Raw genomic sequence first — 13,351 nt, 5'->3', positions numbered from 1 at the left:
GGAACTCCTGTAATACGACGCCTTGCTGCTTTCGAGCTTGCTCAGTTCGTCGGAATCTGCTCGGTCTTGAAGCTGCGAGCCATCTTCAAACTGGATTTTTCCCCAAGCCATTTCTCAAAAATCTGCTGGGACTCGCCGCTCTTTTCCATGTTGTCGAGAGCAGTGTTCACGGCTTCGAGCAGCTTGGGCTCACCCTTCTTCAAGCCGAGTCCCCAGTATTCGACGCCGACTGCAGGTGTAAGGACGGAAATCTGATTCGCATTGGCGCCGAGCTTTTCGATGAAACGTCGCATCAGGGTTTCCGAGAGCACGAAGCCGTCAACCTTGCTCTGCACCAGAGCCATGAATGCGGACGGGCCATCGTCATAGCTCACGAGTTGTGCCGTCGGAAGGACACGCTCAATCACCGGGATGTTGCTGGAGCCCTTGATGGTGCTGACCCGCTTTCCGGCGAGGTCGTCACGATGCTTGAGGGGACTGGTCGCCTTCGCAGCTATAACCTGCTGGCTGACGAAATAGGCCTTCGAGTATTCGACCTGCTGAGCACGCTGCGGGTTATAGCCAAGAACCGCAGCTAGGATGTCGACACGGCCCTGAGTCAGTTCCGGAATGCGCGAGTCGAGCGACATGACCTTCAGTTCGGGTTTCACGCCGAGTTGCTTCGCAACACCCTTACAGAAATCGACGTCGTACCCGACAACCTCGCGGGTGTTCGGGTCCTGAAATCCAAATGGCGGCAACGTACTCAGCACGCCGCACACCAGGGTACCGCGCGATTTGATGTCGGCGAGTTCGTCGGCGTGGGCGACGCTTGCCCAGGCGCTGGTAGCGAGCACTGATGCGAGGCACAGCAATTTGAAGGTCGTTTTCAATTTCGTCTCCGTAATATGAAGGCCGCGATGAAATCCACGTTGAATCCGCCGCCGTTGAGAAATCATCCCAAAACTCTATAATTAGAGAAAGAGATATTTTTCGATGTTTCTTCATGCGAAATTGAGATGAAACGGGCGGGATTTCCCTATGACGACCTTCCGACAGTTAGAGGCCTTGGTGTCCCTTGCGGAGACGGGCACATTTGAGGGGGCCGCCGAGAGAATTGGCATCGTGCAATCGGCCGTGTCCCGTCATATCAAGGAATTTGAAGAGCTGTTCGGCTGGCCCTTGCTGGACCGAACCGGACGTGCCGCGCGTTTGACGCTGGAAGGCGGAGAGGTGCTGGCGCGCGCACGCACCATTCTTCGGCAGCGGGACGCAATCATCGATGCCGTTGCCAGAAGTGACGTGATTCACAGAAGGGTGCGCTTCGGGGTGACAGAACTCTGCGCGCTAACATGGCTGCCGCGACTCATGGGACTTATGCGCGCCTCCTTTCCCTCGGTGACCACGGAACTTGTTGTTGACCACAGTCTCGCTCTGCACGGGGGGCTGATTGCTGGCGAAATCGACTTGGCGTTCGTTCCCGATGTATTCAAGTCGGCTACCTTGCCCTCATTGCCCTTGGCAAACGTTCGTCATCACTGGTGCTGCAGCCCAACCTTCGATGCACCATCGACAGAGATACCGGCCAGCGCATTGGCTGCATATCCTCTGCTGATGCAACAGGCGCCCTCAGGTATCGCAACTGTCATTGAACCGTGGCTCACAAAAGCAGGAGGCCGCAGCCGAAGCAGCGTCGGAACTGCAAGTCTGGTGGCCCTTGCAGGCATGGCCCTATCGGGGCTCGGGATAGCGCTGCTTCCAACCGCTGTTTGCTCGCCTCTGATAGGTACGGGTGTGTTGTGTGAGGTGAAAGTAAATCCGCCGCTCCCCGAAATCCCTTATGTTGCGTTGACGCGCGCTGATGCAGCGACCGCTTTCCATCAAAGGATTATCGGATTGTCGCAATCATGCTGCGACTTCGAGATGTCGTATCAGTTGCAGGCGCTCGCGAAAGCCGGGAAACACAGCGAGATGCGATGATGTTGACAATAAAGCAACTCGAAGCGTTTTACTGGGTGGCTCGTCTCGGCACTGTTGACCGCGCTGCAAACAAACTGCACATCACACAGTCGGCCGCGACCAAGCGCCTCCAAGAACTCGAAGCCATCGTTGTTGAACCAGTTTTCGAGTCACAACGCACCAAATCAAAACTGTCTGCGAAAGGCCAAGAGCTATTTGAGTTGTGCAAGGACCTATTGGAGAGTGTCGCTAACCTTGAAGAACTCCAGTCCTCGACGCGCAGCGTTGCTCGGATACTTCAAATTGGAATGACTGAGCTCGTTGCAACAACCTGGTTTCCTCGCTTCGTCGGGAAAATGAAGGAAATATATCCCAACGTCCTTGTTCAACCTGAGCTGGTACACCTATCAGTAGAACTTCGTGCGAAGGTACTCGAAGGTTCGCTTGATATGGCTTTCATACCTGATGCTGAGATGCCGAAGGCGTTGACCCGCGTCGAACTGAATTCGGTTCCGTTCGCGTGGTTCTGTGCCCCTGGTATATTCCCCGCAGACACACCGGTCACACTGCAAAAGTTGTCCGAGTCTGCTGTCATTGAACAGGACGAGCGGTCCATCATCACGCAGCTATGCAGGCGCCTGTTTAGTGAAGCGGGCGTGGAACCAAGACGCTTGTTTGGAGGCAGCAGCGTGTTGGCGATGGCGGGATTGATTGAGGCGGGAATTGGCATCAGTTGCTTACCAGAGTCAATCGTGAGCAACTATGTATCGGCGGGGCGTCTGCAGATGGTGCGTACCCGGCCCCCAGCGCCGTCGTTGCGCTACTGTGCCATCTTCATGAACAACCCACAGTCGCGCATCGGGTACTCTGTCGCAGAGATTGCTCGTCAGTGCAGCGCGTCGGCTTAAGTTCGAGCCCCGCCACGTTTATGTCGCAGTTACATCTATCACCATCAGCTCCCTACGGCACGGCTCGCACGCAGAGGACTACTCGTTCCGAATTCACCAGCTGCAATGAGCGATTCTGCGCAGGATAAGTGTTACCGAGGTAGCCGTGGAATAGAACCTGCTGTTTCCGTCGGCTGCGTCGGCTTTCCCAACGGATGGGCTCGCTAGTCGTTGGTCGCAGCCAGCAGTTGCCGCGCGCGCGTCATGACCCAAACCACCTCACGCTGGGAAAAGTCCCATTCACCAGCGTCGACCTTCAATCTCACGCCTTTCTCGGCCCGGGTCAACGTGACGTCTGGCGACAGACCAGCGGTATCAATCTTCCGCGAGACGTACGCGGATAGCTGACTAGCAAGGTCTTCACACGCGTCGAAGCGTACCCACAACTCCCCGTCTGAGAGGGCATTCTGATAACGGCCGTCCATTTCGCGAACAAGAAGCTTCGGTTGAACCCCAGTGACAGCACCGGGGTCCGGTTCTCTCGGAAAGTCTCCAGGCGCACGTGGGTCTGTCATCTCGTTCTCTATAGCTGTGGCAACTGTCGAGTCGGTGTGACCATCGGACACGGCTCACATTTCGTCGCCCCGCGCGCGATTCGGCTCAGGAAAGCGCGGAACACCTGGCTGCCGAAGTGTATCCGCACTATGCGGTTGAGCGGCGCATGGCCGCACTGGTCGAATAGACTGTCGCGAAAAACCGATTATAACCGCTGCCCGGCGAAGGGTCCGTCATCTCAGGCGCCATACATTCTTTCGCAAAATGCCGCACTCGCACCAAGTTTCCGGGACAGCTCAGACGCGGCGTTCAACTGAAGTCGGTCAAGAGCTCCCGATTCTCGCGCGGCGTCGAGTCGAGACCTTACGCCGGTCAAACTAAGCGCAGCCTTAAACGTGTCGCCCTCACCAAACACCGGAGTGGCGAACCCCGCCGTATGCTGGTCACGAGCACCAGACGTGAACAGCGGCAACGTTGGAGGCGTCTCGTATAAAGGCTGCTTTAGCCCCCAGAACTTGAGCACCTGACTAATGGCCGCGTCATCCAGCGGAAACGATGTGCCAGGTAAGCGTGTTTCTCTCAGGCCTTCGGACGGCTCTGCCCTGAAGAGGCATAGTCGCTGCCCGTTGTCGATAACGTAGTACGAAGCGCTTTCCTGCGATTCGGCAGCCAACCTATGCAATATCGGTTCGACGAGCGAGGAGAGATGGAACGATTGCTCGTAGAGTTTGCCGAGGTAAAGAACCCGCGGACCAAGCGAGTACATGCCAGTCTCGGAGCGAACGACATAATTCATTCGTTCCAGGGAATTCATCAATCGATATACCGTCGTCTTGTGCATCCCGGACGACTGCGCGAGTGCGGCCAGCGATAGCGCCTCGGCCCCCGGCTTGAAACAGTCCAGCAACGACAGTGCCTTCTCGACTGCGGCCACCCCTTCGTTTCCCATTTTTGTCTCCCATTACCCGTGCTGGTGATTGTACACAGTACAACCATGGTTTACACGGTAAAAGGGTAAACGCCAGTGGAAACGCACGTTCCTCGCGAGCTATAGTTATTTCACACAGTACACCATAGTTGTACATCGTACAACGCAACTTGCAGAGGTAACGTCATGAGCACCACTTCGAACGGTTCGTCAGCCATTTCCCGCGACATCGAGCGCGTGTCGCCGGAGCTTGTCGCAGAAGCTTCTGAATTTCAGGCAGCCATCCTCGCGGATGTCGCCGGCCGCCGCGGCACCCTGAATAGCAGGGTGAAGCCACTGTCGCCGAAGATGAAAGTGGCAGGTCCGGCTATCACCGTTGAAGTTCGCCCGGGCGATAACCTCGCAATTCACGCGGCGCTTGCCATCGCAAAGCCAGGTGACGTGATTGTGGTGGATGGCAAAGGCGACCAGACCTGCGCCCTCATTGGCGAAATCATGGCCACACAAGCTCACGCAACGGGCATCGCCGGTTTCATTATCGATGCGGCCGTGCGTGACTCGCACGAACTCGCAAACGGCGAGTTTCCGGTGTTCTCGGCCGGTCTTAATCCGTGCGGGCCGACCAAGAGCGTAGCCGGTCGCGTGAACGCCCCCATTTCTGCTGGCGGGACGACCATCAATCCGGGTGACCTTATTGTTGGCGACGCGGATGGCGTGGTCGTCGTGCCGCGCCACGACGTCCCGATGATTCTCGAACTAGCCCGGAAAAAGGTCGAAGCGGAAACAAAGCGTATCGCGGCAATCAAGAACGGCGACACTCGCGCGACGTGGCTTGAAAAGGAACTGCGTGCAGTGGGCATGTTGGCAGACGGCGAGGCTTTGTGATGCAAGCGAACAAGCAAAAGCCAGTCGTTCTGGTCACCGCTGCCGACCTCGCCCCGCAGGCGCTCGAGATGTTGAGCGGCTTCGAGGTAGTGTTTGCTGGCAAGCAGCCCACTGAGGATGAGGTCGTCGCGCTCTGCGCCATGCATAAGCCCGTGGCCATCATCGTTCGCTATGGCAAGGTCAACGCGCGAATCATGGACGCGGCGGGCCAGCTCCAGGTCATCTCCAAACATGGCAGTGGCATCGATGTCATCGACCAGGAAGCAGCCGCTCAACGCGGAATAGAGGTGCGTGCGGCAGTCGGTGCAAACGCAGCTGCGGTCGCCGAGCATGCCTGGGCTTTAATTCTTGCGTGTGCCAAGTCAGTCACGCATCTGCATGTCCGCATGCGTGCGGGCCATTGGGACAAGGCAACCCACAAGTCTGTGGAACTGGAGGGGCGCACGCTTGGCCTGGTCGGCCTTGGCGCCATCGGACGGCGCGTCGCGGCGGCAGGCCTCGCTTTCGGGATGAATGTGATTGCATACGACCCGTTCGCGAAGGAAGCCCCCGCTGGCATGACGCTCGTCGAACTCGATGCCCTGTACTCGAGTTCGGACGTCGTCTCGCTTCATTGCCCGCTGACTCCAGAGAATCGCCAGATGCTGAACCGCCACACGTTCGCCCGCTTCAAGCGGGGCGCAATTCTCGTCAACACAGCTCGTGGTGGACTCATCGACGAAGCTGCTTTGCTCGACGCGCTAGCCGCAGGTCAACTGCGATGCGCGGGTCTGGACAGTTTCGATGTCGAGCCGATGTCGAATCCTCACCCATTCCAGAGCGTTGCCAACCTCATCCTCTCCCCGCACATCGGTGGGGTAAGCGATGCCGCTTACGTGAACATGGGTAAAGGCTCCGCAGCCAATGTGCTTGCAGTGCTCGGAGAGCGGACGCGCGCAACAGTCTGATTTGTTTCTGTAGCCAGAGGTCGACATGTTTTTCCTCAACTCACCCGACGTGCGCTCTGCAGAAGTCTTCACGCGCATGCCCCAAAAATACCGCAAGCCGGATGTTCAGACGGACTGGGCGGTGGCGAACCGGGCCGGACAAAGCACAGACTCGTTTCTCGAAGGGCCAGTCTGGAGTCAGGCCGGCTTTCTTTACGTAACGGACATTCCTCACGGCCGGATATTCCGTATCACACGCACGGGAGAGTGGGAGCTTGTCGTCGAGTATGACGGCGAGCCAAACGGGATGAAGCTTGTTGATGATAGTCATCTGCTCATTACCGACTATCGAAACGGACTGATGTTGCTCAACCTCGAACGCGGTGACGTTCGGCCGTACCTCGAACGCAGAAATAGCGAACGCTTCCGGGGTGTCAACGACCTGACCTTCGATTCGGCCGGCAACCTGTACTTCACGGACCAGGGCCAGACGGGATTGCATGACCCGACAGGCCGCGTGTATCGGCTCAGCCCAGCGGGCAAGCTCGACATGCTGCTCGGTAACTGCCCGAGTCCAAACGGCCTGGTGCTCTCCCCAGATGAAAAGGTTCTTTACGTCGCGATGACGCGCGGCAACTGTGTGTGGCGTGTTCCGCTTCAAGCCGACGGTTCCGTTAGCAAGGTCGGTCAGTACTTCACTTCATACGGTCCGAGTGGCCCCGATGGTTTGACCATCGACGCGGAAGGACGCCTCTTCATCGCCAACCCGGGCCTTGGCCGTGTCTGGGGTCTCAATCATCGTGCCGAGCCTGTCGTCGTGTTGACCAGTCCCGGGGGCGCGTCGCTCACGAATCTCTGTTTCGGCGGTGCCGACATGAAGACGCTATTCATGACCGAATCGGTCAGCGGCACTGTTCTCGTCGCTCAGATGGATGTTGCGGGCGTGCTTCCAAAGCAGGGAAAACCTAGGCTCTAAGGACTGACCCGCGCGGCGGGATTTGTTGGGAAACCAGACTACAAGTCGCGTTCCACGAATCGCGATGGAGGAGTACATCATGCAGATTTCTAACACCGCCCACGGCATGGCACTCAAGGCAGACGAAGAGCCTGTCGCGGATGAAGCCACACTTTCAACGGAATATGCCGCCAGTGAGCGCACGCTTGCCAAGGTGTTCCGTCGAATCCTGCCATTTATCTTCGCGTGCTACGTAATCAGTTATCTCGACCGCACCAACGTGGGCTTCGCCGCGCTCACGATGAACCAGGACCTGGGTTTGACTGCTGAGCAATTCGGCTGGGGTGCAGGACTTTTCTTCATCGGTTATTTCCTGTTCGAGATTCCCAGCAACCTCATCATGCAGAAGGTAGGCGCGCGGATATGGATAGCGCGAATCATGATTACGTGGGGCGTCTTCTCGATGTTGACCGCGTTTGTGGTCGGCCCCAAAAGTTTCGCCGCAGCACGCTTCCTGCTTGGTATTGCTGAAGCTGGATTTACTCCTGGCATCTACCTCTATTTCACACACTGGTTTCCCGGCAAGTGGCGCGCAAAGGTAACGGCTTCGTTTCTCGTAGGTATCCCTGTCGCGAACATGATTGGTTCGCCGATTTCGGGCGCGTTGCTTCAGCTTGGAGGCATGCACGGCTTACGTAGCTGGCAGTGGCTGCTCCTGATTGAAGGTGTGCCCGCAGTTATCCTGGGCGTTGCCTGTCTATTCGTACTGGCTGACCGCCCGGAGAAAGCGAAATGGTTGAGCAGCGACGAGAAGGCCGTGCTCGCGCGCCGTCTCGCAGCAGAACAGAAAGGCATCGCTACGAAGCACGGCGCAAACCTGCGCGATGCGATGACCAACTGGCGGGTTTTCGTACTCGCGTTCGTCAACTTTTGCGGCATCGTTGGCTCCATCGGTGTCGGTCTCTGGATGCCGCAAATCATCAAGCAGTTCGGCGTCAGCCATGCGGTGGTCGGTGGACTGACCGCCGTGCCGTACGCCGTCGGTGCAGTGGTGATGCTCCTGTGGGCACGCCTGGCTAATCGGGCTAGCAATCGGATTCCATATGTCGCAGGAGGACTCGTCGTCGCGGCTATTGCGTTGACAGCGAGCGTAATGACCGATGTGCCCGCTCTGAAGCTGGTCGCTCTCTGCTTCACCGTCAGCGGAATTCTTGCGTTTCAGGCTACCTACTGGGCTATTCCCTCAAGTTTCCTGACGGGCCGCGCCGCTGCTGGCGGCCTCGCACTCATCGTATCGGTTGGCAATCTCGGCGGCTTCGTCGGTCCGTCGATGATTGGTCTCATCAAGCAGATGTCTAACGGATTCACCGCGCCGCTAATGGCGGTGTCTGCCGTGCTCCTCGTCGGCGCAGCAACCATTGCATGGCTCGGCGACCCCGGTGCAGATACAGAGGCGCCGGTCACTGGCCACTGAACTTCCCACAGTGGAAGAACTTAACTCATCAAATTACAAACTCAGTCATGGAGACGTGATGCTGCTGAAAAAGACCTGTAAAAATTTTCGCATCGAACCGCTGGTCGTCTTCGGGGCGACGACAGTGCTCGGGATGTCGTTTGCTACCGCATCCTACGCGCAAAGCAGCGTGACTTTGTACGGCATCGTTGATGTAGGCGTCGAGCACATCAACAACACGACCGCCGGAGGAGGGCAAACACGCCAGGTGTCGGGCAACCTGTCCGGTTCACGCTGGGGGATGAAGGGCATCGAAAATCTCGGCGGAGGGTTGTCTGCCATCTTCGTTCTTGAGGACGGTTTCAACGTTAATGACGGCACCACTGCTCAGTCGACCAAGGGCATCGGTGCAAATGCGACGACAACATCGCGTCTCTTTGGACGTCAATCATTTGTTGGTCTTGCTGGAAAGGGCCAGCAGCTCACCTTCGGCCGTCAAAACTCGCTGCTGTATGACCAGGCTGTCCCGTTTGACCCAATGGGGGCGTCATCGCGCTACTCGACCCTGTCGCTCGATTATGCGATGGCTGGACGGATTGATAATTCAGCAAAATATGTAGGCACCTTCGGTCCGTTGACGGCCGCTGCGATGTACAGCACCCGGTACGACACGGGTTATGGCGCCGAAGTGCCGGGCGCTCAAATCACGGGACGCTTCTACAGCGGCTCACTGACCTATGGCACAGGCCCGCTCGCGGCGAGTGTGTCGTTCGAGCAGCGCAATAGCAACACGGTCGCCACAAACACCTCGAGCGAGCGGCGGGTCACCGCTGCCGCCACGTATGTCATCGGAAACGTGAAGGCGTTCGCAGGGTATCGCTTCCTTCGGGCCTCGCGCGCATTTCTGCCAGTCAACCCGGTTGTTACGGCCAACGGCGCCGATGCCGGGTACGCCAATATGTATTGGACGGGCGCGCAATACCGGGTGACGCCGGCGCTACAGCTCACCGCTGCCGCGTACTACCAGGACGTGCACGCCAGCAGCGCCGACCCGTGGATGGGAGTGCTGAACGCCGATTACTCGCTGTCCAAGCGAACTGACCTGTACGCGACGGCTGCCTTTGCGCGTAACAAGAGTGGCTCTGCCCTTGGCGTCAATGGATACGGCACCGTCGCCGCGGGGTACAACCAGACCGGCTTCACGGTCGGCATGCGTCAGAAGTTCTAACGACCGGAGCCGCTGATGCAAGTCGTAAACGCCCCTCATCTTCCCGTTCGACCGGACTGGCTCGCTCTGCATGACGAGCCAGTCCTGGAAGCACACTGGCCCATCGTCGACGCTCACCACCACCTCTGGGACCGACAGAGCGGACGTTATCTCGCGCACGAGTTTGTCGATGATGTCAATTCTGGTCACCGTGTTGTTTCCACGGTGTACGTCCAGTGCAGGTCAATGTTGCGCGCGGATGGCCCTGTGGAAATGCGTCCGGTGGGTGAGGTGGAGTTTGCGAATGGTGTCGCCGCGATGAGCGAAAGCGGCGTGTATGGACAGACGCGGTGTTGCGAAGCCATTGTTGGTGGAGCTGACCTGACACTAGGAAGCGAGGTCGCACCTGTGCTCGAGACGATGCTGCAGGTATCGGGTGGAAGGCTACGTGGCATCCGCAATCCGCTTGCCTGGCACGAGAGCGCAGCGGTCAGCTCGAGCCCTGTGACGCCGCCTCGCGACCTGATGCAGAACGTCAAATTCAGGGCGGGCGTCGCAACACTTGCAGGGTACGGACTGTCGCTAGATGTATGGGTTTATCACACTCAACTCGATGCAGTCTACGAGCTTGCGCGCGGCGTTCCCGACGTAATGGTCGTCATCAACCACTTCGGGGGGCCGGTAGGCGTCGGGCCACATGCGGGACGACGAGCCGACGTCCTGGGCGAATGGCGCAACAGCCTTCAGCGGCTCGCGAGGCTTCCAAACACCCTCATGAAACTTGGCGGTGCCGGCATGTCGGTGTTCGGGTACGAGTTCGCCAGTGCCGAATTGCCACCCTCATCGCAGCAACTCGCCGACGCGTGGCGGCCCTATTTTGAGGTCTGCGTGGACCTGTTTGGTGCGGACCGCTGCATGTTCGAAAGCAACTTTCCCGTGGACAAGGGGATGTTCAGCTATCGGGTTCTCTGGAACGCCTTCAAGCGATTGGCCGACGGCGCATCGCAGTCTGAGCGTCAATCGCTCTTATGCGGCACAGCGAGCAGAACCTACCGCTTGCGCGGAACAGGAGACAAAGCATGAAATCACCTGTCAGTATGCCGGCACCCGAAGCGGCCAGCGCGCCGGATATTGAATCGCGCCGCTACAGAAGTATCACGCTCCCGGAGTGGCGTTCGCTGACGCTCGCTGGACTGGGATGGACGTTCGAGAGCTACGACTCCTTTCTTCTGTCGCTATTGCTACCTGTCCTCGCGATTCAGTTCGGCTTGTCAAAGGCTCAGCTTGGACTATTCACGAGCATTACGGCGGCGGGTCAGATTGTAGGGGGAATCATTTTCGGATGGGTGTCGGACCGGCTCGGGCGAGTAAAAACGGCGATGCTTTGCATTGGCATCTACTCGCTCTTTTCGGGATTGCTGTCCATTGCGCCGGATGAGCACTGGTTCGCAACGTTCCGGTTCTTTGGTGCACTCGGCATGGGCGGCATGTGGACTTCGGGCGCAGCGCTGGTCGCTGAGACATGGCATGCCAGCCGCAGAGGCAAGGGTGGCGCTCTGATGCAGATGGGCTTGCCGGTCGGCGCGATTCTGGCCATTACCGTTGCGGGTGTTGTCAGCACCTCGTACGGCGGCCTGGCCGGCAACGGATGGCGGTTACTGTTTCTGATTGGCGCATTGCCGTTCTTCATTCTGTTTTTTGTCGCGCGCAAAACCCCCGAGTCAGATATCTGGCGGGAGCGCCGGGTCGCGAAAAAGCAGATATCCGCTTCCGTATCGACACCGTCGGCCAGAACAAATGTTCGCGGATTACTTATCGCGTTTACTTTTATCTTTTTCCTGCAGTACCTCTACTGGGGTGTGTTCACCTGGACTCCGACGTTTCTTCTGACGGTCAAGCATCTCGATTTCGTGCACAGCCTGAAGTTCGTCTTCGCGCTTCAATTCGGTGCAATCGCAGGCTTTCTACTTTTCTCCGCCCTGGTCGACCGGCTTGGACGCCGCCCGATGTTTCTTGCGTACCTGCTGGTGGGCGCCGTCGCGGTCGGCGTGTACATCGTCTCGACGGACCCGTTAGCACTGATGGTCGCAATCTTTCTGACCGGGTTCGGCGTGAACGGTATCTTCGCGGGCGCGGGACCATTCCTCGCAGAGGTCATCGGCAATACCGCGTCGCGCGGACTGCTGATGGGACTGGCCTATAACGGCGGACGACTTGGAGGCTTCATTGCGCCACTTGTCATCGGGGCTCTGGCTTCGACGGCAGGAGGTTTCACCCTCGGGCTTGCAACAACTATCGTGGCATTTGCCGCAGCTGCAATCGTAGTTCTGCTTGCCCCGGAAACACGTGGCAAGGCGCTCGAATGAGTACCACTAGCCAACACGCGCGCTTCTACGCGCGCATGTTTCCCGCGCTTGCAGAGTCCGCCTTGCGCCGCTATCTCAGCGGCCAGGTCGCCTCCGTATTGGGGAGCTGGACACAGAGCGTCACACTGAATCTGCTTGTCTATCATCTGTCGGGGTCGGCCGCGATTCTTGCACTGCTTAATTTCCTGCTCTATGGGCCGCAGCTTGTCGTCGCCCCGCTAGCCGGCTCGCGCATTCGCTCCGCCAACGCGAAACGCGTGACGCTCTGCGTACTGACGACTTCACTGTTGCTGACCTCAAGTCTCTTCACCTTGTCGGTAGTTGGCATCCTGGGAGTGAAGTTGATTCTTGCGCATGCGCTCGCTATTGGAGTGTCAAGCGCAGTGGAAACACCGGCACGCCAGGTGTTGCTGCTAACCAGTTTGCGGGACGTGCGCCTGACGTCCAATGCGGTTGCCATGAACACAATGGTCTACAACGTGGGGCGGATGGTCGGTCCGACCATAGCCGGCTTCATTTATCCGACGCTTGGTCCCGCAATGTCCTTCGTGATTTATGCAGTTGCGCTCTGTTTCATGGCGACGTGCATTCGTTCCATAAGCGCGGTCTCGGAGGCAAGACCGTTGCGTCCGGACAGCGGATTGAGGGACGCGGTCGGATACATCATGTCCGATGCATTCTCCGGGCGCTATCTGCCGATTCTCGCGTGCGTTGGGCTGTTCGCAGGCAGCTATCAGACACTCGTGCCGCTACTTGCTGACCACGCATTCCATGATGCAGCAAGGTTCACGGGGGTGTTCTTCGCCTGCGCCGGTGCCGGCTCACTGACCTCAGCCATCCTGCTGTCATCCGCTTTGGGCCCCCGCGCGTCCGCGCGCTTCATCGCATGGGCGCCCTGGACTGCTGTCCTCGCCCTCGCAGTTCTTGCGGGCACCACCGAGGTATACGAATCCGTACTGGCGTTCTACGCATTGGGATTCAGCCTGACGTTCGCCGCAACGTCGACCAACGCCACCATCCAGCGCCAGTGCCCTGAACACGTGCGTGGTGGTCTCGTCGGCATGTATGGCATGGCCTACAACGGAACGATGCCGATTGGCTATCTGCTGGTCGGCACGGCGTCCGAGGCGTTGGGCGTGCGCAGCACATTCGGAGCAATGGCTGCAGTGCTGACCGTCGGCGTCGTGGCCATCATCGTATTTCCTCAATTCAGAAGGCAGCGCCCAGGCGCACAATAGACTGTGGAGACAA

At 58.3% G+C, this 13,351-nt stretch carries 13 protein-coding genes; 10 read left to right on the top strand and 3 right to left on the bottom strand.

Annotated elements, in window-relative coordinates:
• Positions 1-41: 41 nt before the first annotated feature.
• On the bottom strand, positions 42-872 hold the full coding sequence (locus B0G76_RS03620) for an ABC transporter substrate-binding protein (protein WP_259460492.1): 831 nt from the start codon (positions 870-872) through the stop codon (positions 42-44).
• 148 nt (positions 873-1,020) lie between these two features.
• Here B0G76_RS03620 and B0G76_RS03615 point away from each other — a divergent pair, with 148 nt between their 5' ends.
• On the top strand, positions 1,021-1,959 hold the full coding sequence (locus tag B0G76_RS03615) for a LysR family transcriptional regulator (RefSeq protein WP_120290167.1): 939 nt from the start codon (positions 1,021-1,023) through the stop codon (positions 1,957-1,959).
• On the top strand, positions 1,887-2,846 hold the full coding sequence (locus tag B0G76_RS03610) for a LysR family transcriptional regulator (RefSeq protein ID WP_259460491.1): 960 nt from the start codon (positions 1,887-1,889) through the stop codon (positions 2,844-2,846). Before B0G76_RS03615 ends, B0G76_RS03610 begins: the two co-directional genes overlap by 73 nt.
• Positions 2,847-3,049: 203 nt before the next feature.
• On the opposite strand, the gene B0G76_RS03605 is transcribed toward B0G76_RS03610, so the two are convergent.
• Positions 3,050-3,400: a hypothetical protein gene (locus tag B0G76_RS03605; RefSeq protein WP_120296179.1), complete on the bottom strand. Its 351-nt coding sequence runs from the start codon at positions 3,398-3,400 to the stop codon at positions 3,050-3,052.
• A gap of 218 nt (positions 3,401-3,618) precedes the next feature.
• Complete coding sequence (locus tag B0G76_RS03600) at positions 3,619-4,329, bottom strand: IclR family transcriptional regulator (RefSeq protein WP_120290165.1); 711 nt, start codon at positions 4,327-4,329, stop codon at positions 3,619-3,621.
• 165 nt (positions 4,330-4,494) lie between these two features.
• Between B0G76_RS03600 and B0G76_RS03595 the strand changes: the two genes are divergently transcribed.
• The 8 genes from B0G76_RS03595 (at position 4,495) to B0G76_RS03560 (ending at position 13,338) form a co-directional block, all read left to right on the top strand.
• Positions 4,495-5,193 carry an RraA family protein gene (locus B0G76_RS03595; RefSeq protein WP_120290163.1) on the top strand — a complete coding sequence of 233 codons (699 nt, stop codon included), beginning with the start codon at positions 4,495-4,497 and terminating at the stop codon, positions 5,191-5,193.
• The gene (locus tag B0G76_RS03590) at positions 5,193-6,140 is read left to right on the top strand and encodes an NAD(P)-dependent oxidoreductase (RefSeq protein WP_120290161.1); all 948 of its coding nucleotides are present in this window, start codon (positions 5,193-5,195) and stop codon (positions 6,138-6,140) included. The genes B0G76_RS03595 and B0G76_RS03590 overlap by 1 nt, the downstream gene beginning before the upstream one ends.
• A 25-nt stretch (positions 6,141-6,165) precedes the next feature.
• Positions 6,166-7,095, top strand: a complete 930-nt coding sequence (locus B0G76_RS03585; protein ID WP_120290159.1) for an SMP-30/gluconolactonase/LRE family protein — start codon at positions 6,166-6,168, stop codon at positions 7,093-7,095.
• Positions 7,096-7,201: 106 nt separating this feature from the next.
• A complete protein-coding gene (locus B0G76_RS03580; RefSeq protein ID WP_259460800.1) occupies positions 7,202-8,548 on the top strand; it encodes an MFS transporter in 1,347 nt (448 codons plus the stop codon).
• Positions 8,549-8,606: 58 nt separating this feature from the next.
• The gene (locus B0G76_RS03575) at positions 8,607-9,755 is read left to right on the top strand and encodes a porin (RefSeq protein WP_120290157.1); all 1,149 of its coding nucleotides are present in this window, start codon (positions 8,607-8,609) and stop codon (positions 9,753-9,755) included.
• A gap of 15 nt (positions 9,756-9,770) precedes the next feature.
• Complete coding sequence (locus B0G76_RS03570) at positions 9,771-10,817, top strand: amidohydrolase (RefSeq protein WP_120290155.1); 1,047 nt, start codon at positions 9,771-9,773, stop codon at positions 10,815-10,817.
• A 14-nt stretch (positions 10,818-10,831) separates the two neighbouring features.
• Positions 10,832-12,100, top strand: coding sequence for an MFS transporter (locus tag B0G76_RS03565; protein ID WP_409076744.1), 1,269 nt, complete (start codon positions 10,832-10,834; stop codon positions 12,098-12,100).
• Positions 12,097-13,338 carry an MFS transporter gene (locus B0G76_RS03560; protein ID WP_120290151.1) on the top strand — a complete coding sequence of 414 codons (1,242 nt, stop codon included), beginning with the start codon at positions 12,097-12,099 and terminating at the stop codon, positions 13,336-13,338. The genes B0G76_RS03565 and B0G76_RS03560 overlap by 4 nt, the downstream gene beginning before the upstream one ends.
• Positions 13,339-13,351: the final 13 nt, after the last annotated feature.

The sequence above is a fragment of the Paraburkholderia sp. BL23I1N1 genome (assembly GCF_003610295.1).
GTDB lineage: Bacteria > Pseudomonadota > Gammaproteobacteria > Burkholderiales > Burkholderiaceae > Paraburkholderia.
This window is presented reverse-complemented; position numbering and strand designations above follow the sequence as displayed.

What these genes read in the sequence shown, in the direction of transcription:
- B0G76_RS03570 (WP_120290155.1), top strand. Translation starts at nt 9,771, where the DNA reads ATGCAAGTCGTAAACGCCCCTCATCTTCCCGTTCGACCGGACTGGCTC.
- B0G76_RS03590 (WP_120290161.1), top strand. Translation starts at nt 5,193, where the DNA reads ATGCAAGCGAACAAGCAAAAGCCAGTCGTTCTGGTCACCGCTGCCGAC.
- B0G76_RS03565 (WP_409076744.1), top strand. Translation starts at nt 10,832, where the DNA reads ATGCCGGCACCCGAAGCGGCCAGCGCGCCGGATATTGAATCGCGCCGC.
- B0G76_RS03580 (WP_259460800.1), top strand. Translation starts at nt 7,202, where the DNA reads ATGGCACTCAAGGCAGACGAAGAGCCTGTCGCGGATGAAGCCACACTT.
- B0G76_RS03615 (WP_120290167.1), top strand. Translation starts at nt 1,021, where the DNA reads ATGACGACCTTCCGACAGTTAGAGGCCTTGGTGTCCCTTGCGGAGACG.
- B0G76_RS03560 (WP_120290151.1), top strand. Translation starts at nt 12,097, where the DNA reads ATGAGTACCACTAGCCAACACGCGCGCTTCTACGCGCGCATGTTTCCC.
- B0G76_RS03595 (WP_120290163.1), top strand. Translation starts at nt 4,495, where the DNA reads ATGAGCACCACTTCGAACGGTTCGTCAGCCATTTCCCGCGACATCGAG.
- B0G76_RS03585 (WP_120290159.1), top strand. Translation starts at nt 6,166, where the DNA reads ATGTTTTTCCTCAACTCACCCGACGTGCGCTCTGCAGAAGTCTTCACG.
- B0G76_RS03575 (WP_120290157.1), top strand. Translation starts at nt 8,607, where the DNA reads ATGCTGCTGAAAAAGACCTGTAAAAATTTTCGCATCGAACCGCTGGTC.
- B0G76_RS03600 (WP_120290165.1), bottom strand. Translation starts at nt 4,329, where the DNA reads ATGGGAAACGAAGGGGTGGCCGCAGTCGAGAAGGCACTGTCGTTGCTG.
- B0G76_RS03605 (WP_120296179.1), bottom strand. Translation starts at nt 3,400, where the DNA reads ATGACAGACCCACGTGCGCCTGGAGACTTTCCGAGAGAACCGGACCCC.
- B0G76_RS03610 (WP_259460491.1), top strand. Translation starts at nt 1,887, where the DNA reads ATGCTGCGACTTCGAGATGTCGTATCAGTTGCAGGCGCTCGCGAAAGC.